Source organism: Kribbella sp. NPDC003505, assembly GCF_040610875.1.
Taxonomy (GTDB): Bacteria; Actinomycetota; Actinomycetes; order Propionibacteriales; family Kribbellaceae; genus Kribbella.
In genome coordinates, this window is the sequence record NZ_JBEXNA010000009.1 from 120,950 (window position 1) to 146,291 (window position 25,342).

Here is a 25,342-nt window from a genome sequence, read left to right on the forward strand (position 1 = left end):
CCTGTGCGGGGCGAGGCCGACGGCTGCGCGGCCGGCTCAGCGCCCTACGGCGTAGGCCTGGAGCTCGGTGATCAGGGCCGTCAGGACGACCTTCGCGTCGCCGAACAGCATCGCCGTACGCGGATTCGTGTAGAGCTCGTTGTCGATCCCGGCGTACCCGTGGCCGAGCGAACGCTTCACCACGATCACGCTGCGGGCCTTGTCGACGTCCAGGATCGGCATCCCGGAGACCGCGTTGCCCGGCCGGCGCGCGGCCGGATTCGTCACGTCGTTCGCTCCGACGACCAGGACGACGTCGGTCGCCGCGAACTGCGGGTTGATCTCGTCGAGGTCCTTGAGCAGCGGGTACGGCGCGTTCGCCTCGGCCAGCAGGACGTTCATGTGCCCCGGCATCCGGCCGGCGACCGGATGAATGCCGTAGCTGACGTCGACGCCGCGCTCGGCGAGGGCCTGCGCGAGCTCCACCACCTCGTGCTGGGCCTGCGCCGCCGCGAGCCCGTAGCCGGGCACGATCACGACCTTGCGGGCGTAGGCAAGTTGCAGCGCCGCGTCGTCCGCCGTCACCGCGCGGACGCTACCGATCGCGGTCGCCGCGGACGCGGCCTGCTCGTCGCCGGTGCCGAATCCGCCCGCGACGATGTTCAGCAGCGACCGGTTCATCGCGACCGCCATCAGCTTGGTCAGAATGCCACCGGCCGCGCCGACGAGTGCCCCCGCGATGATCAGCGGCGTACTCCCGATCACGAACCCCGCCATCGCCACCGCCGTTCCGGTGCAGGCGTTCAGCAGCGAGATCACCACCGGCATGTCGGCGCCGCCGATCGGCAGCGTCGCCAGTACGCCGACGGCCAGCGCGGCCCCGGTCAGGATCCCGAGGGCTCCGAGGCCGCCCCGCGCCGTGTAGAACACCCCAGCGGTCAGCGCGGTCAGACCGAGCAGCAGGTTGACGAGCCGTCCGCCGGCGAACGTCAACGGCCGCCCGGGCACGACACCGGCGAGTTTGCCCGCGGCGATCAAGGAGCCCGAGAACGTGACAGCGCCGATCAGCACATCCAGGAACGTGGCGAGCGTCGTACTGGTCGGCCGGCCTGCCGAGCCGGGCAGCGCGTCGCCGAACGCGATGAGTGCTGCCGCGCCGCCGCCGACCGCGTTGAACAGGCTGACCAGCTGCGGCATCGCGGTCATCTTCACCCGCCGGGCCGCGATCAGCCCGGCCGCGGACCCCACCAGCACGCCGATCGCGAGGACGACGGTCGCGGTGAGCGTGATCGTGCCGTCGTCGATCAGCACGACGACGGTGAGTGCGATCGCCACGGCCATCCCGAACGCGGACAGCTGGTTGCCGCGGCGGGCGGTCGCCGGCGAGTTCATCAGGTGCAGACCGAGCACGAAGCAGACCGCCGTACCCAGGTAGAGCAGATGCGTCGCGGTGTTCATCGGCGGAACATCTCCAGCATGCGGTCGGTGACGACGTACCCGCCGACCACGTTGGCGGCAGCGAACGCGGCGGCGACGAACAGCAGCACGTAGCCGATCGTCGTGTCGATGCTGGCAGCAACGATCATGACGCCGACCAGGACCACGCCGTGGATGGCGTTGGCGCCGGACATCAGCGGCGTGTGCAGGGTCGCGGGGACCTTGGTGATGACCTCGAAGCCGACCAGCACACTGAGCACGAAGACCGTGATGTCGGCGAGCAGTACCGGTGTCATGAGACTGTCTCCTTCGGGTGCACGAGCAGGCCGGTCGTGATCTCGTCGTCCGGGTCGAGCACGACGGAACCGTCCCGGGTCAGGTACTCGAGCACGGACGCGAGGTTGCGCGCCCAGGCGTGCGATGCGGCGCGCGGCAACTGGGCCGGCAGGTTGCCCGCCCCGAGGACGACCACGCCGTTCCCGGTCTCGATCCGGCCGTCCGCAGGCGATCCCGCGACGTTGCCGCCGAGCGGACCGGCCGCCAGGTCGACCACCACCGATCCGGGCGCCATCGCAGCGAGCGCCGCGGCCGGCACCAGTTCAGGTGGACGATGCCCCGGAACCTGAGCGGTGGTGATGACGACGTCGAAGTCCCGGATCGCGTCCACCAGCGCCCGCTGCTGGGCGGCTTGCTCGTCCGCGGTCAGGGTCCGCGCGTAGCCGCCTTCGCCCTCGGCGTCCACCCCCAGATCGAGGACGGCGGCGCCGGTCGACGCGATGTCGGCGCGCGCCGCGGCGCGGACGTCGTACCCCGTGACCAGCGCGCCGAGCCGGCGCGCCGTACCGATCGCCTGGAGGCCGGCAACTCCGCCGCCGAGCACGAGGACCTTGGCCGGACGGACCGTTCCGGCCGCGGTCATCATCATCGGGAAGAACCCGCCGAAGGTGTCCGCGGCGAGTACGGCGGCCTTGTACCCCGCCACGTTGGCCTGCGAGGTGAGCACGTCCATCGACTGGGCCCGGCTGAGCGTCCGCGGCAGTCCCTCGAAGCTGAGCGCGGTGACACCGGCCAGTTCCTCGGGCGCGTCGTACGGGCGGAGCAGGCCGATGACGATCTGGCCGGGACGCAGCCGCCGGCAGTCCGGACGCTGGACCACCGCCAGGATGTCCGCCTGGGCGAACACGTCCGCGCGCTCCGCGATCCGCGCGCCGGCCACGACGTACGCCTCGTCGGGGAAGCCGGCGGCGGTCCCGGCGCCGGCCTCGAGGACGATTTCGAAACCGGCCCGGCGCAGCCGGCCCACCACGTCCGGGGTGACCGCCACCCGGTTCTCGTGCCAGCCCGTCTCCTGCGGGCAGCCGATCAACAGGCTCATCTCGCACCTTTCATCATCGGAATCCGGGAACGAACGGCGGGCGCGGCGCTCACGACGGTTCGTTCACGGAGCATGTGGCGGACCGGGTGACGAAATGGGTGCCGGGCCCGGCCGCGAGCGAGAACCCCTCCGGCTCCCCGGCCGCGACGTCGAGCTCGAACGTGGACTCGCCCCAGGCCTGGTCCAGTGCGTAGTCGATGTAGAACGGGCAGCCCTCGATGTCGCCGAGCAGCACGTCGCCGGCGCCGATGAGGAACTCGCCGGACGGGTAACACATCGGGGCGCTGCCGGCGCAGCAGCCGCCGGACTGGACGAACATGACCGGCCCGCGGTCCGCGCACAGGCGAAGGATCGCCGTGTGCGCGGCCGCGGTGGCCGTGATGCGGTTGACGGACATCAGGTCAGAACAGCCCGAGCGGCTCGTCGCTGTAGCTGACGAGCAGGTTCTTGGTCTGGCTGTAGTGGTCGAGCATCATCCGGTGGTTCTCCCGGCCGATACCGGAGATCTTGTAGCCGCCGAACGCCGCGCCCGCCGGGTACTGGTGGTAGCAGTTCGTCCATACCCGGCCGGCCTTGATCGCCCGGCCCATCCGGTACGCACGGTTGCCGTCCCGCGTCCACACGCCGGCGCCCAGGCCGTAGAGCGTGTCGTTGGCGATCGCGAGCGCCTCGGCCTCGTCCTTGAACGTGGTCACCGCGAGCACCGGCCCGAAGATCTCCTCCTGGAAGACCCGCATCCGGTTGTCGCCGCGCAGCACGGTCGGCTGGAAGTAGTACCCGTTCTCGAACTCACCGGCTACCTTCGCGCGCTCACCGCCGATCAGCACCTCGGCGCCTTCGCCGCGGCCGATCTCGACGTACGACGCGATCTTGTCCAGCTGCGCCTGCGAGACCTGCGCCCCGAGTTGGGTCTCGGTGTCGAGCGGATTGCCCTGCTTGATCAGCGCGATCCGGTCCAGGCAGCGGCTCATGAACGCGTCGTAGATGTCCTCCTGGATCAGTGCGCGCGACGGGCAGGTGCAGACCTCGCCCTTGTTGAACGCGTACAGCACCAGACCCTCGACCGCCTTGTCGAGGAACTTGTCGTCGTGCGCCATCACGTCGCCGAAGAAGATGTTCGGGCTCTTGCCGCCGAGCTCGACCGTCGACGGGATCAGGTTCTGCGCGGCGTACTGCATGATCAGCCGCCCGGTCACCGTCTCGCCGGTGAATCCGATCTTCGCGATCCGCGGACTGGTGGCGAGCGCCTTGCCGATCTCGGCGCCCGGCCCGGTCACGATGTTGAGCACGCCCGGCGGAACGAGATCGCCGATCACCTCGGCCAGCTTGAGGATCGACCACGGGGTCGGCGAGGCGGGTTTCATGACCGAACAGTTGCCCGCGGCCCACGCCGGCGCGAGTTTCCAGGCCGCCATCAGCAGCGGGAAGTTGAACGGGATGATCTGACCGACGACGCCGAGCGGCTCACGGAAGTGGTACGCGACCAGGTCCTTGCCGATCTCCGTCGACCGGCCCTCCTCGGCCCGCGCCGCGGAGGCGAAGTACCGGAAGTGGTCGACCACCAGCGGAATGTCCGCGTTCAGCGTCTCGCGGACCGGCTTGCCGTTCTCCCAGCTCTCGGCGACAGCCAGCATCTCCTTGTTCGCGTCCACCGCGTCGGCGACCGCGTTCAGAACCTCTGCGCGCTCGGCCGCGGACTTCTCACCCCAGGCATCCTTCGCGGCGTGCGCGGCGTCCAGCGCCAGCTCGACGTCCTCCGGCGTCGAGTGCGCCACCTCGGTGATCGGCTCGGCCGTGGCCGGGCTCAGGTCGACGCGATGCTCACCCTTCGACGGCTCCACCCACCTGCCGCCGATGAAGTTCGCGTACCGTGCCGCGACCTCGACCGGACTTCCGGGCTTCCCGGGTGCGACGTACTGCATGATCCTTCTCCTTCGACTCGACGAGTCCGTGCCTTTCGAGCGAACCGCCGCCCCGGCGGCACTCGTAGGGCCGAAAGACCCGTCCGGCGGGTGATCGCTGTGATGTGGACGACAGATCGGGCCTCCTACGGGAACGGAGAAGCTGTCAGTCGTGACCTTCGGCGGCGGCCAGAGGTCTTTGGTCACTGGCCGGCGGCGCACCGACGACCGAGGCTCGCCGTGACGGGAGGCTGACCATGACCACGCCCGACACACAGGTGCCCGCGGCAACTGCCTGGCGCGCGATCCAGTGGGGCTTCGTCGCCCTCTTCGGCTCCGGCGCCGCCGTCCACACCTTCCTGGCGCTGTTCACTCCGGACTCGTACCAGGGCTTCGCCGACGCGGCGCTGTTCGACTGGACCCACGACGCCTGGCAGCAGATCTTCCTGGCGCACCCCACGGTCTGGGCGTTGCTGCTCGCCGCCGCCGAACTCACCATCGCCGTCCTGCTGGTGAAGTCCCCCCGCATCGGCTACGTCGCCGTGATCCTCTTCCACCTGGCGCTGATGCTCTTCGGCTGGGGCTTCTGGCTCTGGTCCGTCCCGGCCCTGGCCTTCGCCGTACCGGCCGCCGTCCACGCTTTCCACGACGAGAAGCCTGCGGACGAGAAGCCGTCGGACGGCTCGGGGGACTGGTGACCTTCGGCTCTGCCGTGCGATCGCCTGCCGGTGTGGACTGAAGGTAGGCGGAGGGAGCCGAGAGGTACGAAGCAGCGGAAACCCCCCTCCGCGAACCGTGCCCGCACAGCCGTGGCGGGTTCCCTTCGCCGCTGACCGAAGGAGGGTCGGATGAGCATGCGCCGGTCGGAGCCGGACACCGAGAAGCTCCCGTGGTGGAGCCGGCCGTTGCAGATCGCGATCCGCGTGATCGCCATCATCGTGGTCGCTGTCTTCGTCACACTCACCGTCATCCAGCTGCTGCCCTGATCCCCGACGGTCAGCTCACGAACGGCTCAGCCGGCGCGGGGGCGGGCGGTGGCCGACGCGTGCACTTCGACCGGTGTCGTCGCCAGGCCGGACGAGATGCTTCGCGGGATCGCCCGGGGGGACGCGGCGACGTGATCGCGGTCGGCTGCTCGGTGTTCTGCGAGTCGGGGATGCGCGCAACGCTCAAGGTGATCAGGACCGGCGCCGGGCTCGGGCTGTCCTCGTCGTGCTGCTGGAGCGGCACGATCCGGTCTGCGAAGCTCTCGGTGTGCAGTTCCGTCTGCGCGGTGACCAGAACGGCCGCGCCGCGAGCAGCTGCCTCACGCAAGAGCGCGGGCAGCACCTGACGCGCCTCGTCGTCCAGCTCGGTCATCGGGTCGTCCAGGACGATCAGGTCGGGCTCGTGCATCAGAGCCTGCACGATGCCGAGCCGTCGGAGCTGGCCACGCGACAGTCGTGCCATCGGGCGATCCAGATCCAGCTCCAGGCGCGCGGCCAGCTCATGCGCGTACGCCGTACCGCAGTCGCGAACGGCGGCGCAGATGTCGAGGACGTCGCGTGAGGTCAACGACCCCATCGTCTCCAGATCCTTCACCAAGAACCCGATCCGGCCTTTCAGGTCGGCGGTGAACGGGTCCGCCCCCAGCACCCGCGCCGTCCCCTCGGCGGCCAGGTCGCCGACGACCACCCGGCTGATCGTGCTCTTGCCCGATCCATTGGGGCCCAACAGCACGACCACCTCGCCGTACCGCACGATCAGATCCGGGAACCGCACACCGTGCGCCGACAGCGCCGTCAGTCGTACCGCCTCGTCCAAGTCCCCCACCGTGCTCATCGCAGCCTCCTGTCGATTGCTTCGAGTCTCCGGCTCGGGCTGTGACCGGTACCACATCCATCGGGCCTGACTCCGTCCGCCGGAGGTCCCTGCCCCCTCTGGGCCGGAGGCCCTGAAACGGCCACCCCGGCTGACAGGCCGACAAGGCGCGCGGTTTCGACGATCGCTGCGGTATCTTGCTGCTTGGTGTGCCGGGAAGCCTGGTCGGCGGCAGGGGTGTTGTTTGCCGATCGGAGGGCGATCTCATGGTGGTGCGGATTCTGCTTGCCGTTGCGGGGCTGGTCGTTCTGACCTTCGCGGCGGATCATCTGGTGCTCGGTTCGTCGCGGCTCGCGCAGCGGTTGCGGATCAGCCCGGTCGTGGTCGGCGTGGTCGTCATCGGCCTTGGTACGTCGGCGCCCGAATTCCTCGTCTCGGGCGTCGCGGCGGCGCGCGGGGAGATCGGACTGGCGGTCGGCAACATCGCCGGGTCCAACATCCTGAACCTGACTCTCGTGCTCGGCATCGCCGCACTGGCCGGATCGGTCGCGGTGACCTCGCACGTGATCCGCCGCGAAGTGCCGCTCGCCGTCGGCGCGGTCGTCCTGTTCTCGTTCCTGGCCTGGGTTGGCCTGCACCCGGTGACCGGCGCGGTGCTCGGCGCCGCGGGGGTGTGCGCGGTGTTCGTCCTCGTCCGCTGGGCCCGCGAGGGGCGCAGCAACGAGGAGGTCGCGGAGGAGGCAACGGAGTTCACCAAGGCACCCGCGGCCGTTGACGTTCCGGTGCAGGCGTCGAGGCTGCCGACCTGGTTCGAGCCGGTACGCGCGGTCCTCGGCCTGGCCGGGGTTCTCGCCGGTGCTCAGTTGCTCGTCTCCAACGCGTCGGCGATCGCGACCGATCTCGGCGTACCGCAGGTCATCATCGGCTTCACGCTGGTCGCGCTCGGGACGTCGCTTCCCGAGCTCGTCACCACGGTCCAGGCCCAGCGCCGCGGCGAGTCCGAACTCGTCGTCGGGAACCTGTTCGGCAGCAACCTGTTCAACAGCCTGGTCGGCGGCGCCGTCGTCGGTATCGCCTCCGGTTCAGCTCCGACCGAACGCGCAGCCGTCGCCCTGAGCGTCACGATGATCCTCACCGCGGCACTGGCCTGGATGCTCCTGCGCCGCGGTCTCGCCCTCACCCGCGTCGAGGCCGTCGTCCTCCTCGGCGCCTACGCCCTCACGATGCCGCTGCTGCTGTCGTCCTGACGCCTGTAACGCGCGAGCCCCTTGCGAAGGAAGCACATCATGCTGAATGTTCCCCGCTGGGCCGCGGTACTCGGTATCTACGCGCTCCTGGCGACGTTGTTCGGTGTCGTCGCCGTCCTCGACATCCATCACCAGCAAACCGTCGCGCAGGAGTTCCTGGACGCCGGTGTCGCGACCACCGCCGACGGGGTCGACGTCGACGTCCGGTACGGCAAGGGCGGAAGCTCCATCGACACCGTCGAGGTGACCTTCGTCGTGGCGACGCAACGACACCTGGCGACGCTGTCGAACAGCCTGGGCGACCCGGAAGGCAATCCCGAGGGCCGGCACCCACCGGCGGCCGGAACACGGTACGCCCCGCCACTGCGGATCCTCTACAAGCCCGACGACCCGTCTCAGGTCATGGCTCTCGTGGACGCCGAGGACTTCGCCGCCGACACCGGGATTCCATCCGGCGTCTCGGGTCTCGTCGCGATCGGCGGCACCACCAGTGTCGCGATCGCCGGCGCCTGGCTCGCGTACTCACGGCTGCGCTCCGCGGGTAGTCGCCGTGCCCACGGGTAGCCACCGAGACGACAGAGCCGGCAGTCCGTGGGAACCGCCCGCGCCGAAGGGCGGCGATCGTTTGCGTTCGGCGCGGTCGATGGGGGAAGCTGGGCCGCGGTGTGCCGGGAAGTCTGGTCGGCAGTACCCGTCCTCGACCTGGGGTGCGGGCAGACCGGCGATCCCAGGAGGCACTGTGACGTGGACGGCCACGAGCCCGAGCGCCGAGGACAGATCCTGTGCGTCGGTCGCCGTCGGCGTATGGTGCGATTGTGCACGCAGAACAGATCGCCGAGCCGTATCCAGTGGTCAGGCTGGACACGAACGCTCGCGAGGCGGCCGAGCTGCTCGCCTCACAGCGGCTGCCCGGCATCATCGTGGTCGACAACGACCAACGCCCGTACTCGGTCCTGCCCGCGTCACAAGTGGTCCGCTGCCTGGTGCCGAGCTATGTGCAGGACGACCCGTCGCTCGCGCGGGTGATCGACGAGTCGCTGGCGGATCGGGTCGCCGACAAGCTCGCGCAGGTGACCGTCCGGCAGATGCTGCCGGACGAGCCCGCGGAGTTACCCGTGGTGAACCACGACGACACCGTCCTGGAAGTGGCTGCGATCATGGCCCGCCTGCGGTGTCCGCTGGTTGCCGTCGTCAAGCACAAGGACATCGTCGGAGCAATCACCGCCGCGAGGCTGCTGCAACTGGTGATACCGCACTAGGGCCGCCTGACCGCTTGGCGGTGACGGCGTGACGGCCCTCACCGTCGTTGTCTTCCTCGTCGCCTACCTTCTGATCGCGACCGAGTGGACGCACAAACTCCTCGCCGCGCTCGGCGGTGCAGCGGTCCTGCTCGCAGTGGGCGTCACCGATTCCGAGCATGCCTTCTACTCCCATGAGACCGGCATCGACTGGGACGTCATCTTCCTCCTGCTCGGCATGATGATCATCGTCGGCATCCTGCGCCGCACCGGCGTCTTCGAGTACGTCGCGATCTGGGCGGCCAAACGCGCCAAGGGATCACCCCTGCGGGTGATGATCCTGCTCACGCTGATGACGGCGCTCGCCTCGGCGTTCCTCGACAACGTCACCACCGTCCTGCTGATCGCGCCGGTGACGCTGCTGGTGTGCGACCGGCTCGGGATCAGCCCGGTGCCGTTCCTGATCGCCGAGGTGATGGCGTCCAACATCGGCGGCACCGCCACCCTGATCGGTGATCCGCCGAACATCATCATCGCCAGCCGGTCCGGACTGACCTTCAACGACTTCCTGATCCATCTCACGCCGTTGGTCGTGATCGAGCTCATTGTCTTCGTCGTGGTGTTGCCGCGACTGTTCAAAGGCGCGTTCGCGGTGGACGAGGACCGCGTCGCCGATGTGCTGCGCCTCAACGAGCGCGAAGCCATCCAGGACACCCGCCTCCTGATCAAGTGCGGCGCGGTCCTGCTCCTGGTGTTCACCGGATTCATCGGGCACACGGTGCTTCACATCGAGCCGGCTGTCGTCGCATTGCTCGGTGCGGGGTTGCTCGTGCTGATCTCGAAGGTCCCCACACGCCACTACATGTCCAGTGTCGAGTGGCAGACGCTGCTCTTCTTCGCTGGTCTGTTCATCATGGTCGGAGCCTTGGTCAGGACCGGGGTGATCGCCGACCTCGCCCAGGCAGTCGGCGAGGTGACCAACGGCAGACCCCTGCTGGCGACGATGCTGATCCTGGTCGTGTCCGCCGTACTGTCCGGCGTCGTCGACAACATCCCGTACGTCGCCACGATGAGCCCGGTCGTCTTGGAACTGACCAAGACCGTCACCGACCCGGCCCACGGCCACGCCCTGTGGTGGGCCCTTGCGGCCGGCGCCGACTTCGGCGGCAACGCGACCGCGATCGGCGCCAGCGCGAACGTCGTGGTGATCGGCATCGCCCTGCGCGCCGGCAACCCGATCAGCTTCTGGGAATTCACCCGCAAAGGCGTAGTGATGACCGCGATCACCATCGCCGTCGCGGCGCCGTACCTCTGGCTGCGCTACTTCGTCCTGTCCTGACGCCCTGCTGCCGGCCGCACCACCTTCCGGCGTCGCGATTGGGCTCGCACCGGCCAAGCCGCCGAGGCTCAGGGGTGCTTGACGAGGACCGCGCGGGTGTAGAGGAGGTCGAAGCCGCTGCGCTGGGCGTTCTGCTGGGACTTGGAGGCCGGTTGCGTGGTGATCACTCCGACGTCGCAGCCGGCGGCCGCGGCGTCGGCGAGGCGGGTCGTCAGGAATGCTGACTGGATACCGTGTCGTCGGTGTTCCGGAAGTGTGGCGGCGCCCGCGAACTGAGCGATGCCCGCGACCGTGCGCAGCCCGGCCCCGCCCGCGATCTCACCGTGCCGCACGGCGACGTACCGAGTGATGTCCGCGGCGGCGGCGTCGCGTTCCGCCTCGATGTAGGTCTCGCGCGGAAACTCCTCGCGCCACGGAACCCCTTGCGTGTCCGGTGCGGCGACGGCGTCGGCCATGACGTCCAGCCACCGGTCGAGCTCGTCGTCGCCGCTCACCCGGATCGTGATCCCCTCGGGCGGCGTCACGTCGTAGCGCTGCTCGATCGCGAGCCCGAGTACGTTCTCGAAGGATTCCAGTTGGTACCCGCGCCGACTGAGCAGGACGCCGATCTCCGGGTCGCCGAGATGCGCGAGCTCGACCTGCACCGGTGCCCCGACCCGGGCGTAGGCACGCTCGATCTCGTCCAGCTCCCGCTCGGCAGGTACGCCGCCGAAGCCGAGCCCGACGACCTTGTTGTACGGCGAGTCGTCAGCCGCGAAGCTCGCCAGCCCGCCGCCCACCGGGATCACGAATCCCCGGCCGTCGCCCAACCGGCGATGTGTGGCCCGGGCGCTGGCCTCGATCAGCCCGGTTTCGGCCTGCTCGATCCGCTCGGCGAGCCCGAGGTCGCAGAACAGCCGGCCGGTCACGACTCGTCCGCCACGAGCTCCCGATCCAGCCAGATCCGATCTCGCAACGGGATGCCGTCGATGACGATGCCGTCCGGGTAGCCGGACGCGGAAGTGAAAGCGTCCCGCTCCACCCGAAGCATCCGGAACCCCTGGCGCTGGTAGAACCGGAGATTCCCCACATCCGCCGTCGCGGTGGAGACCACCATCCTGGAAGCCCCACCGCGCCGGCAGTGCTCCACGGCAGCCGCCACCAACGCCCGGCCCACACCGGTCCCCCGTCGCTCCGCCAGCACCGCCATACTCTTCAACTCGACGGCGCCGTCACGGTCCACGACCTGGAGATGCCCGACCACCAGTCCGTTGTCCTCGGCAACGAGAATGTCCCCGGATCCCAGGTACCGATCGATCTCCGCCTCGGAGTCGTCCGCCTCCAGGAACAGTCCCCGCAACACCTCACGGTCCCCGTCCCACCACTGAATCACCATCTCCCCACCTTCGCACGCCACCGGCCGAGCCGCGCCCCTGCCCGCGAAAGGTGAGTGACCCGTAAGTCGCCACCGCCGTCGGAGCGACCCCGCCGGGTTCGACGAGATCAGGACTTTCGGCCCTGGAATGCGGGCCTCCGGGGCAGCATCGTGAGCGCAGGCCATCCGTACGAAAGGACCCAGACCATGTCCGCTCGGTACGGCGATCTTCGCGGCCTCCAGGCGCCGGTCGACGAGGCGAGGCACCTGGTGGAGGTCGATCGCCAGGAAGCAGTCGCCCTGCTGGCGAGCGTCCGCGTCGGTCGCGTGGTGTTCACCCGCAACGCGTTGCCGGCCATTCGCCCGGTGAACCACGCCGTCATCGACGGACGGATCGTCATGCGCACCCGACTGTCGGCGTGCGTCAGCAGCGCGGCAGGGGAAGTGGTCGCGTACGAGGCCGACGATCTCGACACGATCCGCAGGCTGGGGTGGAGTGTCGTCGTCACCGGCACGGCACGCACCATCGACGATCCCGATCGAATCGCCCGCTACACCCCACTGGTCCAGCCGTGGGCCGACCTCCCCTTGGATGTCCTGATCGGCATCGACCTCCAACTCGTCACCGGCTACCGCTTCGTCACCAGGCCCTGAGGTCCGCGGCGATCGGCAGGGGCGTTCGGTACCCGCGGCCAGGCATTTGTGCCCTGTTCCGCAGCACGTCGCCGAGTTGGGCTGGAACCGCGAAGGGGTGAGCACCATGCCGAACAACACGCCCATCAGAGCCCTGCTGATCGAGCCCGTGCCGGTCGCCTCGGTGTACTTCGACGTGCGGGCGACCGCGGACGTCCCGATCCGCTGGCGAGCACTGGCCGGCCGGCTCGCCGAGGACGGCGCACCGACGCAGATCATCGATGCGTTGGAGCGGCGAGTGCTCGATGCCGTGCCGGGGCCGGGAGTGCTGGCCGCCTTCGCGCACGGCACCACGGTGAGGTTCGCCGTCGATCTGCCCGACCTGTCGATGCCGGACACCGCTCGGTACGGCGCCCTGCCGTACCTGCGACCGCTCCTGGCGTGGGAACAGGACCATCCGGCCCGGGTCCTGGCCGTCCTCGACCGGACGGGCGCGGATCTCTCGGTCTACGCCGCCGGCAGCACCTCGCCCGTGGACACGACCGTGACCGGGCCGGACGACGAGATCGAGCGCAATGCGCCGGGCGGATGGGCACAAGGCCGCTACCAGCACCGCGCCGAGGACTCCTGGGAGCACAACGCGGTCGCCGTGGCCGAGGTTCTCGCCCGGCTCGTCAAACGCTTCGATGCCCGTGTGCTGCTGCTCGCCGGTGACGTGCGCGCTCTGCAGTACCTCGACGAGCACCTCCCCCGCTGGATCCACACCGGCGTGACAGTACGTCGCGTCACCGGAGGGCGCAGCGAGGACGGCTCCGCAGAACGGCGTACCGGACAACTCGCCGTACAGACCCGGCAGATCGTCGCCGAGCAGAACGCCGGACTCCTCGCGGAGTTCGCCGCCCACGTGGGCACCGGCGGGTCAGCGGTGCAGGGCGCCGGCGACACCGTCGCGGCACTCGCCGCCGGCCGCGTCCGCGTCCTGCTGCTGCCCGCGACTCCGTCGCCGGACACCCGCGCCTGGTTCGGCCCTGCTCCGACAGCCGTCGACCTGCGGCCGGACCAGCTTCGGCAGGCGGGCATCCCGGCGTACGAGGCCGCGCTCGAGGACGTCGCGATCCGCGCCGCCGTCCTGACCGACGCGGAGATCCGCATCATCGAGAACGGCCCGCCGCCGATCGCCGCGCTGTGCAGATTCACCCCTTAGGGACCTTCGGCTCTGTGCGGGGTGCCGAGGGCGGCGCAGTGTCGTGCTATGAGCGCCCTGTTCGCAGGGACGGGTTGCCGGTGCCGAGAGCCGGACAGCCCCGCGGTGCGGAGGAGAGATCACGATGCCGATCACACGACCGCCCAACCTGATCAGTTACGAGAAGGCCAGGCAGGATTTCTCGTGGAGCGCTGCGGCACAGCTGCTGAGCGGCCTCCCCGGAGGACACGGCCTCAACATCGCCTACGAGGCGGTCGACCGGCATGTGGCTACGGGCCGGGGCGAGCACGTGGCGATCCGGGCGATCGGGCGCACGGGGACGCGCGACGTGACCTATCGGGAGCTGAGTCAGCAGAGCAATCGCTTCGCCAACCTGCTGCGATCGCTCGACGTCGGGCCGCGCGCACGAGTCTTCACGTTGCTGGGCCGGCAACCTGAGCTGTACGCCGTGGCGCTCGGGTGCTGGAAGAGCCTGAGCGTGCTGTCGCCGCTGTTCGCCGCCTTCGGCCCCGAACCGATCCGGAACCGGCTGCTGCTCGGCGACGCACAGGTCCTGGTCACCACGACCTCCCTGTACCGGCGCAAGATCGCCCCCCAACGCGACCAGCTCTGCGGGCTCCGCCATGTCCTGTTGATCGACGCACCCGACGAGCCGCCGCGCGGCACGCTGGACCTTCAGGCGGCCCTCGCGGCGCAGCCCGACCTGTGGACGATTCCCGCCACCGACCCGGAACAGATGGCGCTGCTCCATTTCACCAGCGGAACGACCGGCACGCCGAAGGGCGCCGTCCATGTCCATGACGCTGTCGTCGCGCACCACGTCACGGCCGCGTTCGCGCTCGACCTGCGGCCCGACGACGTGTTCTGGTGTACGGCGGATCCCGGCTGGGTGACCGGTACGTCGTACGGCATCATCGCGCCCCTGACGCACGGCGTCACACTGCTGGCCGACGACGGTGACTTCGACGCCGCCCGGTGGTACCAGGTGCTCGCGGACAACCGCGTGACGGTCTGGTACACCGCACCGACCGCTTTGCGGATGCTGATGCGGGCCGGCGCCGAGATGGCGTCGCGCTACGACCTGTCCGCCCTGCGGCACATCGCCAGCGTCGGCGAGCCACTGAACCGGAAGTAGTCGTCTGGGCACAGAACGCGTACGGCCTACCGGTCCACGACAACTGGTGGCAGACCGAGACCGGGGCGATCATGATCAGCAACTACCCCTCGATGCCGATCCGGCCCGGATCGATGGGCCGGCCGATGCCGGGGGTCGACGCCGCCGTCCTGCGCTGCGCCGAGGACGGACGCGCCGCGGTCACCGACGATCAGGTCGACGTACTGGGTACGGACCAGGTCGGGGAACTGGCGCTGCGGCCCGGGTGGCCGTCGATGTTCCGCACCTATCTGCACGACGAGCTCCGGTACCGCAAGTCCTTCGCGGGCGGCTGGTACCTGACCGGCGACCTGGCCCGGATCGATGCCGACGGCTACTTCTGGTTCGTTGGCCGCGCCGACGATGTGATCAAGTCCTCCGGGCACCTGGTCGGACCCTTCGAGGTGGAGAGCGCCCTGCTCGAGCACCCGGCCGTGACCGAGGCCGGAGTCATCGGCGTACCGGACGAGGTCGCGGGCGAGATCGTCAAGGCCTTCGTCACGCTGCGCGCGGGGTACGCACCGGACGACGCGTTGCGCGCGGAGCTGATCGCGTTCGGGCGGCGCCGGCTCGGTGCGGTCGCACCGCGGGAGATCGCGTTCGACCAGAACCTCCCGCACACCAGCAGCGGCAAGGTCATGCGCCGCCTGCTCAAGGCCCGCGAACTCGGTCTGCCCGAGGGCGACCTGTCGACATTGGAGCGGCAACGATGAACACCGAAGTGGTCAAACAGCGCACCGGCTTGCTGCGCCAGATGCTGCGGATCCGCAAGTTCGAGGAGATCTGCGTCGAGCTCTACAGCGCGACCAAGATCCGCGGCTTCCTGCACCTGTACGTCGGGGAGGAGGCTGTCGCGGCCGGCGTGATGAACAGCCTGGACGCGAACGACGCGATCGTCACGACGTACCGCGAGCACGGCCACGCGCTGGCCCGCGGCATCCCGATGGAGGCCGTGATGGCAGAGATGTTCGGCCGCACCACCGGGTGCAGCAGGGGCCGCGGCGGGTCGATGCATCTGTTCGACGCCAAGCGGCGGTTCTACGGCGGCAACGCGATCGTCGGCGGCGGACTGCCGCTCGCGACCGGGATCGCGCTGGCCGATCGGCTCCGCGGCGACAGCCACGTGACGGCGTGCTTCTTCGGCGACGGCGCTGTTGCCGAGGGCGAGTTCCACGAGTGTATGAACCTCGCCGCGCTGTGGAAGCTGCCGGTGCTGTTCTGCTGCGAGAACAACCTCTACGCGATGGGTACCGCGCTCGCGCGGGCGCAGGCGCAGACGGATCTGGCCTTGCGCGCAGCGTCGTACGGCATGCCGGCCTGGGCCGTCGACGGGATGGACGTGCTCGCCGTGGAGGAGGCCGCGCAGCGGGCGGCCGAGAGATCCGGGGCGGGGGCGGGCCGTGCTTCCTGGAGCTGCGCACGTACCGGTTCCGGGCGCATTCGATGTACGACTCCGACCGCTACCGGGACAAGGCCGAGATCGAGCGCTGGAAGGAACGCGATCCGATCGAGACGCTGACCCGGCGGATGCGGGCCGAGGACGACCTGAGCGACGACGCGCTCAAGGCGGTGAACCGTGAGGTCGACGACGAGCTGCGGCGGGCGATCGCCGGCGCCGAAGCCGGGCCGCTCGAGCCGGTCGAGGACCTGACCCGCTTCGTGTATGCGGAGCAGCCATGACCACGACGTACCGGGAGGCGCTCAGGGAAGCCATCCGCGAAGCGCTGCACCGCGACGAGCGGGTGTTTCTGATGGGTGAGGACGTCGGGGCGTACGGCGGCTGTTTCGGGGTCAGCCTGGGGCTGCTGGAGGAGTTCGGACCGGACCGGATCCGGGACACGCCGCTGTCGGAGTCGGCGTTCGTCGGCGCCGGGATCGGGGCGGCGATGGCCGGAATGCGGCCGATCGTCGAGATCATGACGGTGAACTTCAGCCTGCTCGCCCTGGACCAGATCCTCAACAACGCCGCGACCCTGCGGCACATGTCCGGCGGCCAGGTCGGCGTACCGCTGGTGATCCGGATGACCACCGGTGCCGGCCGCCAGCTCGCCGCCCAGCACTCGCACAGTCTCGAGGGCTGGCTCGCGCACATTCCCGGCCTGCGGGTGATCGCTCCCGCGACCCTCGAGGACGCCCGCGGCATGCTGTGGCCGGCGCTGCTCGATCCCGACCCGGTGCTGCTGTTCGAGCACGGCTCGCTGTACAACCAGGCCGGCGAACTCGCCGCGGACGCCGCGCCGGTCGACATCGACCACGCCGCGGTCCGCCGGCCCGGCGGCGACGTGACACTCGTGACGTACGGCGGCAGCCTCGGCAAGACGCTGGACGCCGCCGAAGAGCTCGCCGCCGAGGGCATCTCGGCCGAGGTGATCGATCTGCGCACGCTGCGGCCGCTCGACGACGCCACGGTCGTCGGCTCGGTCCGCCGTACGCACCGCGCTGTGGTGGTCGACGAGGGGTGGCGCAGCGGGAGCCTGTCGGCCGAGGTCAGCGCGCGGATCACCGAGCAGGCGTTCGAGGATCTGGATGCCCCGGTCGAGCGGCTCTGCAGCGCGGAGGTGCCGATGCCGTACGCGAAACACCTCGAGGACGCCGCGCTCCCGCAGACGGCCGGCATCGTCGCGGCCGCCCGGAAGGTGGTGGGCGGCGATGGCTGAGTTCCGGATGCCGTCACTCGGCGCGGACATGGACGAGGGCACCGTGATCGAATGGCTGGTGAAGCCGGGCGACACGGTCCACAAGGGCGACCCGGTCGCGGTCGTCGACACCGACAAGGCCGCCATCGAGGTCGAGACCTTCGCTGCCGGCACGATCGACCGCCTCCTCGTACCGGTCGGCGAACGCGTCCAGGTGGGGACCCCGCTCGCCACCATCAACGGCACCGAAGCGCCGGCGGCCCCGCAGCCCACCGCCCCAGTCGCCCACGCCGAACCCGCCGCCCCGGCATCACGGCCCGAACCCACCGCCCTGGCGCCACCGGCCGAGGTCCCTGCACCGCGTCCGGTGAGGTCCGGCCCGGCGGCTGAACGGCAGAAGGCGTCACCGTACGCACGCAAGCTCGCCTACTCGCTCGGCGTCGAACTGAGCGCCGTACCGGCGACCGGGCAGCACGGCATGGTCACCGCCGAAGACGTGCGCCGCTACGCCGCAACCCCCGCTGAACGAGAGTCCGTGCCCACCACCACCCCGACGTCGGACAGCGCATCGCCGGCGCGGCATGCCGGACAAGGAGCCGCGCAGCGGGGAGTGATTGCGCGGCTGATGGTGCGGGCGAACCAAGAGATCCCGCAGTACTACCTGTCCACCACCGTCGACATGGGCGCGGCCGTCGCCTGGTTGACCCGGACGAACCGCGAGCTCCCCGTCGCCGAACGACTGGTGCCGGCGGCTCTGTTGCTCAAGGCCACTGCACTCGCGGCGCACCGCCACCGCGAACTCAACGGATACTGGACCGACGACGCCTTCCGGGCCGCGGAGCAGGTCCATCTCGGCGTCGCCGTCTCACTCCGCGGCGGCGGCCTGGTCGCGCCGGCCCTGCACGACGCCGCGTCGCTGCCGGTCCGCGAACTCATGGCCGGCCTCCGGGACCTGGTCGAACGTGCGCGCTCCGGCCGACTGCGCCGGACCGAGATGACCGAGGCGACCATCACCGTCACCAATCTCGGCGACCAAGGCGTGGAAAGTGTGCACGGCATCATCTACCCGCCTCAGGTCGCGCTGGTCGGCGCCGGCCGGATCGTCGAGCGGCCGTGGGCCGTCGACGGCCTGCTCGGCGTCCGACCGACGCTGACGCTCACGCTCGCCGCCGACCACCGCGCCACCGACGGCTTCACCGGCGGCCGCTTCCTGGCCACCGTCGACCGCCTGCTGCAAACACCGGAGGAGCTATGACCCTGACCCTGCAGGACGCACGCGAACTGGTCGGCAACTCGCTGCTGCGGATCGTCCCCGACGCCGACCTCGACGCGCTCGGAGACGACGCGCAGTTCCGGGACGAACTCGAACTGGACTCGCTGGACTTCCTCAGCTTCGTGGAACTGCTCAGCACCGGCTCGGGCCGCCGGATCGACGAGGACGACTACCCCGCCCTTCGGACGATGACCGGTTGCATCAGCTTCCTGAGTACGTGACAGCTGGTCCCGCGCCTGAGTCGCCGGCAGGTACGACAAGCACCGGAACACCGGTGAACTCCAGCAGATGGGCCAGGTTCACCGACGCATTGCCGCCGGGGTCGCGGCCGACCACGATCAGGTCGGCTCCGAACCGTACGGCGGTCGCCAGCACCTGCTCTGCGCCGCGTCCGGACAGGATCTCCTGGTGGGTCTGCAGACCTCGCAGCGACGCACGGGCGGTGATTCGCGTCATCATCGCCACCGCGCCCTGAACCCGCCGCTCGGCCGCCTCCGGTATCGAGGCCGCCCCGAGTCGCGCATCGAGCACGTGGTCCTCGACCACCGTGACCAGCGTCAGCCCGGCGCCGACCACCGACGCCAGGTCGATCGCCAACTGCGCCGCGCGCAAGGCCGCGGCGGAGTCGTCCACCACCGCAAGGATCTGCCTGATCATCGCTCCCATCCCCTCCGCCTGGCCGCCCACCGCAGTCGCAGGTTCTCCTCCCGTTCGGCTTCGTCCAGGCGCTGCGCCAGTACCGTCAACTGCCGCCGCAGTTCAGGGATCCAGCGCAGCTCGAGCGCCCGCTGCTGCTGACGGGTGAGCGCCAGCTCGTCCGAGATCAGGACGACCGAGCGCCGGGCGGCGGCGAGCTCGACCGCCGCGACGAGCGCCGTCCGGTGTGCACGCAGCGCCTGAACCAGCGCGGACGAGCCGGCCGGCCGCAGTTCGGGGCCGAAGGTGATCTCCGCGCCGGTCGGGTGCCGGACGCCCATCGTCACGTCGTACCCCACGACGACGTCGACGGCCGCCGTCGGCGCCGAGGCGAGCAACCTTCGGTGCCCGTCGAGCGCGAGACTGCGCCGCAACCAGAGGGCGGCCGTTCGGGCCTCCCGCTCGAAGGTCTCGGCGGCACGTCCCGCGACGAGTTCGAGCCGCTCCTGTTCGATCGCCAGGGCACGCTGCTTGCGATCCAGCAACTCCACCGCCCGCTGGGCGGTCGCCAGCCGGCCGGTGAGCACCAGCCGTCCCGATCGCCCGGTCACCGCGCGGCTCATCGGGTGCCCGCCAGGTGCTCGGCCAGTGACGCCTTCGAAACCATGGTCAGCTCGCGCCGGGGCAGCACGGACACTGCTTGCCACAACCGGTCGAGGGTGTCCTCGAAGGTACGAGCCTCATCCGGCCGCTGTCGCAGCAAGGAGTCCTCGAGCGCGGTGGCGTAGGCCAGATAGCCACGATCGGTGTCGTTCAGCGCACCTGTACCGATCAGGTCGGCCAGCTCGGCCGCCTGACGGGCCCGGGCCAGCGCCGCGACGGCTTGTGCGGCGATCTCGAGATGATCGTCCCGGGTCCGTCCCGGGCCGGCGCCGTGGCGCATCAGGCGCGACAGCGATCCCAGGACATCGAGCGGGGGGTACAGGCCGCGGGCGTGCAGATCCTCTGCCAGCACGATCTGTCCCTCGGTGATGTAGCCGGTCAGATCCGGCACGGGATGGGTGATGTCACCCGCCGGCATGGTGAGCACCGGCATGATCGTCACGGATCCCGGGCGCCCGCGGATCCGGCCGCACCGCTCGTACAGCGAGGCCAGGTCACTGTAGAGGTAGCCCGGATACGCCCGCCGGGCCGGGATCTCCTGGCGTGCCGCGGCGACCTCCCGGACCGCCTCGCAGTAGCTGGTCATGTCGGCCATCACCACCAGTACGTGGCTGCCCTCGACGAATGCCAGGTGCTCGGCGACCGTGAGGGCGATCCGTGGTGTGAGCAAACGTTCGATCACCGGGTCGTCGGCGCCGTTCAGCACCATCACCAGCTCACCCGCGGCGGCCCGCTCCTCGAGCGCCGTCCGGACGAAGTCGATCTCGGCGTGCGGCAGTCCCATCGCCGCGAAGACGACCACGAAGGGGTCGCCGGCGGCCGATGACTGGGCCGCGATCTGAGCAGCCAGCTGCAGGTGCGGCAGACCGGGTACCGAGAAGATCGGCAGCTTCTGCCCGCGGACGACCGTGGTCAGCGCGTCGATCCCCGACACTCCGGTGCGCACCGGTTCTCGCGGCGGCTCGCGCTCGACCGGATTGAGCGGCCACCCGTTCACCGCCGCCGCCGTCGCTCCGAGGATCGGCGGGCCGCCGTCGAGGGGCTGGCCACGGCCGTCGCAGGTGCGGCCGAGCCAGCTCCGGCCGAGCGGAATCCGGAACGGACTGCCGGTGAATCGCACCCGGACCCCGCCGGGCCGCATGCCCGCGGTACCTTCCAGCACCTGCAGTACGGCGAGGTCGCCGGCCACCTCCAGCACCACGCCATGACGTTCGCTGCCGTCGTCGACCCCGATCACCGCCGACTCGTCCCAGCCCACCCCGCGGACGCCACGGACCACCAGGAGCGATCCCTCCAGCGAGCGGACGTCACCGTACTCGAGATCCTTCATGCCAAGGCCTCCAGCGCCGTCATGAGCGTGCTGCGGCAAGCGTCCAGCTCCGCCGCCGAGGGGGCTTCCTCACGCGCCCGCACCAGCGCACCGAAATCGAACTGCTCGACCTCGGTCGCGGCCACGCCCCGATCGATCAGGCTCAGACAGCGGTCGATCACATCGAGGGCGAACTGCAGCAAGCTCGCGCCCCGCTCGGCGGAGCAGGTCGCGTCGACCGGGCTCAGCGCGCTCTGCGCGAGGACAGCGTCCCGCAGCAGCCTGCCCCCGAGAATCGTCATCCGCTCCCGGCCCGGCAGTGTCCGGGTCCCGACGATCTCGGCGAGTTCGCTCAGCCGCGCCGCCTCGGCGAGCACCGTGATCGCCCGTGCGCGGCGCGCCGCCCAGCCCGGATTGTCGTGGCCGGCCTGCCACGCGGCCACCGCCTCCGCGTCGTGCGAGTACGACGCCGACCAACTGACCGCCGGGTAGTGCCGCGCGTAGGCGAGATCGCGATCCAGGCTCCACACTCCGCGGACGAACCGTTCCGTCGCGGTGGTGACCGGCTCCGTCAGGTCCCCGCCGGGTGGCGAGACCGCCCCCACCACCGTGACCGCCGCGATCCGGCCGCCTTCGGTCCGGACCCGTCCCGCGCGCTCGTAGAACGCCGCGAGCGACGAGGACAGGTCGGCCGGATAGCCCTCCTCGGCAGGCAACGCGCCGCTGCGGGAGGCGAACTCGCGCAGCGCCTCGGCCCACCGCGACGTCGAGTCGGCCACCACGACCACGTGATATCCCATGTCCCGGAAGTACTCCGCCACGGTGAGCGCGGTGAAGACGCTCGCCTCCCGCGCCATCATCGGCATGTTCGAGGTGTTGGCCAGGATCACCGTCCGATCGATCATCCGGCCGCCGGTCCGCGGGTCGGTGAGCTCGGCCAGCTCGCCGAGCACGTCGGCCATCTCGTTGCCTCGTTCGCCGCAGCCGACGTACACGATGACGTCGGTGTCACACCATTTCGCCAACTGCTGCAGCAACACGGTCTTCCCGGTCCCGAAGCCACCCGGTACGGCGGTACTCGAGCCGGCGCCGATCGGGAACAGCAGGTCCAGCACCCGTTGTCCGGTGTGCAGCGGCGCGAACGTCTCCTCCCGCGCCGCGAACGGCCGCGGCCGCCGGACCGGCCACTGCTCGAACAGGCCGAGCTCGACCTCTCCGACCTTCGCAACCACCGCTGCCTCGGGCACCTTTCCGGCGTCGGCCAGGAACCGCAGCTCGCCGCTCACTCCAGGCGGCACCAGCACCCGATGCTCGATCGCCCCGGCGTCGGCCACCACACCGAGCAGAACGCCCGGCCGGAGCTCGTCGCCCGGAGCGGCCCTGGGCTCGAAGTGCCAGCGGGCAGAAGCCTGCTCGCTCGGCGCCAGGGCTTGTGGCGACAACCAGGTCGGTGCCGACGACAACGGTCGCAGCAGGCCGTCGAAGACCCGGCCGAGCAGACCCGGCCCCAGCCGTGCCGACAGCGGCCTGCCGGTCCGGCGGACCACGTCGTCCGCCATCAGCCCGCCCGTGTACTCGAACGCCTGGAGGGTGAGCGTCTCATCGTCGATCGCGACCACCTCGGCCGGAACCCGCTGCGCACCGAGCTCCACGACCTCGTACATCGCTACGTCCGGGATGCCGGTCGCCGTCACGAGCGGACCGTTGACCCGGTGGATCCGGCCGGCCATGGCCGCCGGTCGAGTCAAGCCGTCCACAGTGCGGCCACCTCCGGCCCCGACTGCTCCAGCGCTCGATCCGCCAGCGCAGGCAGGCTCAAGTCCACACGCCTGCTCCCGACCGACGCCAGGATGCCTCCGTCCGGACTGTCCACCACGTCCGCCTCCATGCCCAGTTGCTCCCGCGCCCGATCGACCAACCGCCGCCGAAGCAGTTCGTATTCGGCGGTCCCGGCGATCGACGCGGCGGCTTGCCGGCAACGGCGGCGGAGTTCCTCGTACAGACCGCGCTGCGCGGACAGGGCCGATCGGCGGGCTTCCCGCCGGCTTCGCGCCAGCCGGACCGCGAGGGCTGCGGTCGCGGTCGCCTCGCCCGCCGCGCGAGCATCGGCGATCATCCGGTCGGCGGCACAGCGTGCCTCCTCGCGCAGCCGGCTGCTCTGAGCCTCGGCCTGGCGCGCGACCTCGGCCGCTTCGGCACGAGCCGCGGCCAGCAACGCCGCGCGGACCGGTTCGAGAGCCGCATCGGCGGCTGCGGACAGCGGCCGGCTCACGGCGGCAGCACCACCGTCAGCACCGCAGCGGTCCGCAGGCATTCCTCGCCGAGCGCCCCGGCCGCCGCGCCGGTCAGCAGAACGACCCCGACGTCGGCGGGCAACTCGCGCCACTGCCGCCGCACCTCTGTCTCTGTAGTTGCTGGAAGCAACGTGACGCCCGCGAGCCCGTAGCCCGCCGTCCGGGTCGGCTCGCCCAGGACGGCCACCCGAGTCATCGTGCTTCCCCGACCAGGATGATCGCGACGATCAGGCCGTAGATCGCGATGCCCTCGGCGAGTCCGACCACCACCATCGCGCGCCCGAACAACTCCGGCCGCTCGCTCATCGCCGCCAGCGCCGCGGCACCGGTGTAGGCGACCGCGATCCCGGCCCCGATTGCCGAGCCGGCCACCGCGATCGCCGCGCCGAGCAGTGCGGACCCGTTGGCCTGCACGGTCTGGCTCCCGGCCGCATCCGGGCGGCCGGCCGCGAACCCCCAGTCGGCGGTCACGATGACGATCAGCAGGGCGACTGCGCCGGTCAGCAACAGCAGGTTCGCGACGGTCAGCAGCACCGCCGCCCGGGGATGCCGCCGCAGGAACTCCCTCATGAGGTCACCTCCAGGTCGTCCGCCGGCAGTCGCCAGGGCCGGAACGGGCGTCCGTCCGTGGCGAACACCCGGGAGAACAGTTCGTAGTACTCGAGCCGCAACGCCTGGATACCTGCCACCAGAGCCTCGAGCGCGAACGCGATGCCCGTCCCGACGACCAGCACCAGCCCCGCGCCCAGGCGGCCGGGCACCGAGCCGCTGTTCCACAGCGCGACGGTGCCTGCCCAGACGATCGCTCCCAGCGCCGCGTGCGTGAGGCCGAAGGCGGCCAGCCGCGCGAACGACACCACGTTCGATCCCAGCCGGACGACGACGTCGAACAGCTCGACGCTCGCCTGCAGCACACCGGCGCCGCCGCCGCCCGAGCCGGCCAGCAGACCGAGGAAGGTGAGTACGAGACCCGCTATCCCGAGCAGGACCGCACCGATCAGCAACCAGCCGCTGCCGAAGTAGGCGCCCCCGGCCACCGCACCGAGCGCGAGGAACAGCAGCGCACCGGCGATCCCGGTCCGGGCGTAGAGCGCGAACGCCCAGCCACCTTCGCGGAACCGGTTGACGATGCCCAGCGCATAGGCGCCGGCCAGCAGCACCGCCCCCACCCCGATCGCGGTCAGCAGCAAAGTGGTGATGTCGTCCACCGGCGAGAGCCACACCACCGGAACCAGACCGGTCGGCCCGAACATCTCGCCGTACAGCACGCCGAACACGACGCTCGCGGCGCCTGCTCCGGCGAGGAACGGCCAGGCCGGCCGGAGCTTCGCCAATCGGCCGAGACGTCCGCTGCGGACGATCACGGCGCCGAGCAGCAGCAGGATCCCGTGGCCGACGTCGCCGAACATCATCCCGAACATCGCCACGTAGGCGAGTCCGGCGACGAGTGCGGGGTCGACATCGGCGTACGGAACCGTGGTGTACGTCTGCACCAGCAGTTCGAACGACCGGCCGCGTCCGTGCTGACGCAACAAGGTCGGCGGTTGCACGCCGGGTGGCGGCGGCAGCGGTACGGCGGTCCCGCCGACGGGCGTCAAGGCCTCCGTCAGCTCGGGAAGAGCCGACGCCGGCGTCCAGCCGAGGAGTGCCACCACGGGGCCGTGCGGAGTCGCCTGGGCCGTCCGCCGGCGGACCTCCAGTTCGCGATCCGACCAGTCCGGCTGCCGGTCGGCCGCGACGGCCAGTTCGATGTCGGACCGCACCGGATCGAGCTCGACGACGCCCGCGGAGCTCAGCCGGGCGAGCAGTTCGCGCTCATGCGCACCGGGTGCGACCAGCGCGATCCGTTGCATGCGCACGGGTCGGACGGC

The 25,342-nt window shown here is 70.5% G+C and carries 29 protein-coding genes and 1 pseudogene; 14 read left to right on the forward strand and 16 right to left on the reverse strand.

Translation table 11 applies throughout. The features are described 5' to 3' along the window. Positions 1–36: 36 nt before the first annotated feature. From ABZX12_RS28610 to ABZX12_RS28630, 5 genes are read right to left on the reverse strand one after another with little or no spacing between them, the layout of a single operon-like run. On the reverse strand, positions 37–1,437 hold the full coding sequence (locus ABZX12_RS28610; RefSeq protein ID WP_355698084.1) for an NAD(P)(+) transhydrogenase (Re/Si-specific) subunit beta: 1,401 nt from the start codon (positions 1,435–1,437) through the stop codon (positions 37–39). Continuing rightward, entirely contained in the window at positions 1,434–1,712 is a 279-nt protein-coding gene (locus ABZX12_RS28615) for an NAD(P) transhydrogenase subunit alpha (protein WP_355698086.1), read from the reverse strand. The genes ABZX12_RS28610 and ABZX12_RS28615 overlap by 4 nt, the downstream gene beginning before the upstream one ends. Then, positions 1,709–2,791, reverse strand: a complete 1,083-nt coding sequence (locus ABZX12_RS28620) for an NAD(P) transhydrogenase subunit alpha (RefSeq protein ID WP_355698087.1) — start codon at positions 2,789–2,791, stop codon at positions 1,709–1,711. Before ABZX12_RS28620 ends, ABZX12_RS28615 begins: the two co-directional genes overlap by 4 nt. A 49-nt stretch (positions 2,792–2,840) precedes the next feature. After that, positions 2,841–3,188, reverse strand: coding sequence for a DUF779 domain-containing protein (locus ABZX12_RS28625; protein ID WP_355698089.1), 348 nt, complete (start codon positions 3,186–3,188; stop codon positions 2,841–2,843). A gap of 4 nt (positions 3,189–3,192) precedes the next feature. After that, positions 3,193–4,713 (reverse strand): aldehyde dehydrogenase family protein, encoded by a 1,521-nt coding sequence (locus ABZX12_RS28630; RefSeq protein WP_355698091.1) that lies wholly within the window; start codon positions 4,711–4,713, stop codon positions 3,193–3,195. A 236-nt stretch (positions 4,714–4,949) separates the two neighbouring features. Here ABZX12_RS28630 and ABZX12_RS28635 point away from each other — a divergent pair, with 236 nt between their 5' ends. Continuing rightward, entirely contained in the window at positions 4,950–5,390 is a 441-nt protein-coding gene (locus ABZX12_RS28635) for a hypothetical protein (protein ID WP_355698093.1), read from the forward strand. 150 nt (positions 5,391–5,540) lie between these two features. Continuing rightward, entirely contained in the window at positions 5,541–5,678 is a 138-nt protein-coding gene (locus ABZX12_RS28640) for a hypothetical protein (RefSeq protein WP_355698095.1), read from the forward strand. 10 nt (positions 5,679–5,688) lie between these two features. Here the strand turns inward: ABZX12_RS28640 and ABZX12_RS28645 are convergent, their stop codons facing one another. Beyond that, a complete protein-coding gene (locus ABZX12_RS28645) occupies positions 5,689–6,513 on the reverse strand; it encodes an ATP-binding cassette domain-containing protein (protein ID WP_355698097.1) in 825 nt (274 codons plus the stop codon). Between the two features lie 245 nt (positions 6,514–6,758). Here ABZX12_RS28645 and ABZX12_RS28650 point away from each other — a divergent pair, with 245 nt between their 5' ends. The 4 genes from ABZX12_RS28650 to ABZX12_RS28665 all read left to right on the forward strand — a co-directional run bounded on the left by ABZX12_RS28650 (position 6,759) and on the right by ABZX12_RS28665 (position 10,316). Beyond that, positions 6,759–7,739 (forward strand): calcium/sodium antiporter, encoded by a 981-nt coding sequence (locus ABZX12_RS28650; RefSeq protein ID WP_355698098.1) that lies wholly within the window; start codon positions 6,759–6,761, stop codon positions 7,737–7,739. Positions 7,740–7,778: 39 nt separating this feature from the next. Continuing rightward, on the forward strand, positions 7,779–8,303 hold the full coding sequence (locus ABZX12_RS28655) for a hypothetical protein (RefSeq protein ID WP_355698100.1): 525 nt from the start codon (positions 7,779–7,781) through the stop codon (positions 8,301–8,303). A 251-nt stretch (positions 8,304–8,554) separates the two neighbouring features. Further along, positions 8,555–8,998 (forward strand): CBS domain-containing protein, encoded by a 444-nt coding sequence (locus ABZX12_RS28660; protein WP_355698102.1) that lies wholly within the window; start codon positions 8,555–8,557, stop codon positions 8,996–8,998. 28 nt (positions 8,999–9,026) lie between these two features. Further along, positions 9,027–10,316 carry an ArsB/NhaD family transporter gene (locus tag ABZX12_RS28665; protein ID WP_355698104.1) on the forward strand — a complete coding sequence of 430 codons (1,290 nt, stop codon included), beginning with the start codon at positions 9,027–9,029 and terminating at the stop codon, positions 10,314–10,316. A gap of 68 nt (positions 10,317–10,384) precedes the next feature. Here the strand turns inward: ABZX12_RS28665 and ABZX12_RS28670 are convergent, their stop codons facing one another. Further along, complete coding sequence (locus ABZX12_RS28670; RefSeq protein ID WP_355698106.1) at positions 10,385–11,224, reverse strand: GNAT family N-acetyltransferase; 840 nt, start codon at positions 11,222–11,224, stop codon at positions 10,385–10,387. Next, positions 11,221–11,691, reverse strand: coding sequence for a GNAT family N-acetyltransferase (locus ABZX12_RS28675; protein ID WP_355698108.1), 471 nt, complete (start codon positions 11,689–11,691; stop codon positions 11,221–11,223). Before ABZX12_RS28675 ends, ABZX12_RS28670 begins: the two co-directional genes overlap by 4 nt. Positions 11,692–11,877: 186 nt before the next feature. Between ABZX12_RS28675 and ABZX12_RS28680 the strand changes: the two genes are divergently transcribed. The 8 genes and pseudogenes from ABZX12_RS28680 to ABZX12_RS28715 all read left to right on the forward strand — a co-directional run bounded on the left by ABZX12_RS28680 (position 11,878) and on the right by ABZX12_RS28715 (position 18,790). Beyond that, positions 11,878–12,324 (forward strand): pyridoxamine 5'-phosphate oxidase family protein, encoded by a 447-nt coding sequence (locus ABZX12_RS28680; RefSeq protein WP_355698109.1) that lies wholly within the window; start codon positions 11,878–11,880, stop codon positions 12,322–12,324. Positions 12,325–12,430: 106 nt separating this feature from the next. Beyond that, positions 12,431–13,507: a Vms1/Ankzf1 family peptidyl-tRNA hydrolase gene (locus ABZX12_RS28685; RefSeq protein ID WP_355698111.1), complete on the forward strand. Its 1,077-nt coding sequence runs from the start codon at positions 12,431–12,433 to the stop codon at positions 13,505–13,507. Between the two features lie 124 nt (positions 13,508–13,631). Then, positions 13,632–14,642, forward strand: a complete 1,011-nt coding sequence (locus tag ABZX12_RS28690; protein ID WP_355698113.1) for an AMP-binding protein — start codon at positions 13,632–13,634, stop codon at positions 14,640–14,642. A 71-nt stretch (positions 14,643–14,713) separates the two neighbouring features. After that, positions 14,714–15,373 (forward strand): hypothetical protein, encoded by a 660-nt coding sequence (locus tag ABZX12_RS28695; protein WP_355698115.1) that lies wholly within the window; start codon positions 14,714–14,716, stop codon positions 15,371–15,373. A gap of 41 nt (positions 15,374–15,414) precedes the next feature. Then, positions 15,415–16,340 (forward strand): annotated as a pseudogene (gene pdhA / locus ABZX12_RS28700) (pyruvate dehydrogenase (acetyl-transferring) E1 component subunit alpha). Next, the gene (locus ABZX12_RS28705; protein ID WP_355698117.1) at positions 16,337–17,317 is read left to right on the forward strand and encodes an alpha-ketoacid dehydrogenase subunit beta; all 981 of its coding nucleotides are present in this window, start codon (positions 16,337–16,339) and stop codon (positions 17,315–17,317) included. Before pdhA ends, ABZX12_RS28705 begins: the two are co-directional and overlap by 4 nt. Beyond that, positions 17,310–18,551, forward strand: coding sequence for a dihydrolipoamide acetyltransferase family protein (locus tag ABZX12_RS28710; protein WP_355698119.1), 1,242 nt, complete (start codon positions 17,310–17,312; stop codon positions 18,549–18,551). Before ABZX12_RS28705 ends, ABZX12_RS28710 begins: the two co-directional genes overlap by 8 nt. Beyond that, positions 18,548–18,790 (forward strand): hypothetical protein, encoded by a 243-nt coding sequence (locus tag ABZX12_RS28715; protein WP_355698121.1) that lies wholly within the window; start codon positions 18,548–18,550, stop codon positions 18,788–18,790. Before ABZX12_RS28710 ends, ABZX12_RS28715 begins: the two co-directional genes overlap by 4 nt. On the opposite strand, the gene ABZX12_RS28720 is transcribed toward ABZX12_RS28715, so the two are convergent. Genes ABZX12_RS28720 through ABZX12_RS28755 form a run of 8 tightly spaced genes read right to left on the reverse strand, consistent with a single transcriptional unit; the run spans position 18,771 to position 25,324 of the window. Continuing rightward, on the reverse strand, positions 18,771–19,226 hold the full coding sequence (locus tag ABZX12_RS28720; RefSeq protein ID WP_355698123.1) for a universal stress protein: 456 nt from the start codon (positions 19,224–19,226) through the stop codon (positions 18,771–18,773). The two genes, ABZX12_RS28715 and ABZX12_RS28720, sit on opposite strands and share 20 nt — an antisense overlap. Next, positions 19,223–19,816, reverse strand: a complete 594-nt coding sequence (locus ABZX12_RS28725; protein ID WP_355698125.1) for a V-type ATP synthase subunit D — start codon at positions 19,814–19,816, stop codon at positions 19,223–19,225. The genes ABZX12_RS28720 and ABZX12_RS28725 overlap by 4 nt, the downstream gene beginning before the upstream one ends. A gap of 8 nt (positions 19,817–19,824) precedes the next feature. Then, positions 19,825–21,198: a V-type ATP synthase subunit B gene (locus ABZX12_RS28730; protein WP_355698126.1), complete on the reverse strand. Its 1,374-nt coding sequence runs from the start codon at positions 21,196–21,198 to the stop codon at positions 19,825–19,827. Then, the gene (locus ABZX12_RS28735) at positions 21,195–22,925 is read right to left on the reverse strand and encodes a V-type ATP synthase subunit A (protein ID WP_355698128.1); all 1,731 of its coding nucleotides are present in this window, start codon (positions 22,923–22,925) and stop codon (positions 21,195–21,197) included. Before ABZX12_RS28735 ends, ABZX12_RS28730 begins: the two co-directional genes overlap by 4 nt. Then, positions 22,922–23,449, reverse strand: a complete 528-nt coding sequence (locus ABZX12_RS28740) for a hypothetical protein (RefSeq protein WP_355698130.1) — start codon at positions 23,447–23,449, stop codon at positions 22,922–22,924. Before ABZX12_RS28740 ends, ABZX12_RS28735 begins: the two co-directional genes overlap by 4 nt. Beyond that, positions 23,446–23,667 carry a V-type ATP synthase subunit F gene (locus ABZX12_RS28745; protein ID WP_355698132.1) on the reverse strand — a complete coding sequence of 74 codons (222 nt, stop codon included), beginning with the start codon at positions 23,665–23,667 and terminating at the stop codon, positions 23,446–23,448. The genes ABZX12_RS28740 and ABZX12_RS28745 overlap by 4 nt, the downstream gene beginning before the upstream one ends. Beyond that, positions 23,664–24,041 (reverse strand): ATP synthase subunit C, encoded by a 378-nt coding sequence (locus ABZX12_RS28750; protein ID WP_355698133.1) that lies wholly within the window; start codon positions 24,039–24,041, stop codon positions 23,664–23,666. The genes ABZX12_RS28745 and ABZX12_RS28750 overlap by 4 nt, the downstream gene beginning before the upstream one ends. Beyond that, positions 24,038–25,324 (reverse strand): V-type ATPase 116kDa subunit family protein, encoded by a 1,287-nt coding sequence (locus tag ABZX12_RS28755; protein ID WP_355698490.1) that lies wholly within the window; start codon positions 25,322–25,324, stop codon positions 24,038–24,040. Before ABZX12_RS28755 ends, ABZX12_RS28750 begins: the two co-directional genes overlap by 4 nt. Positions 25,325–25,342 lie beyond the last annotated feature (18 nt).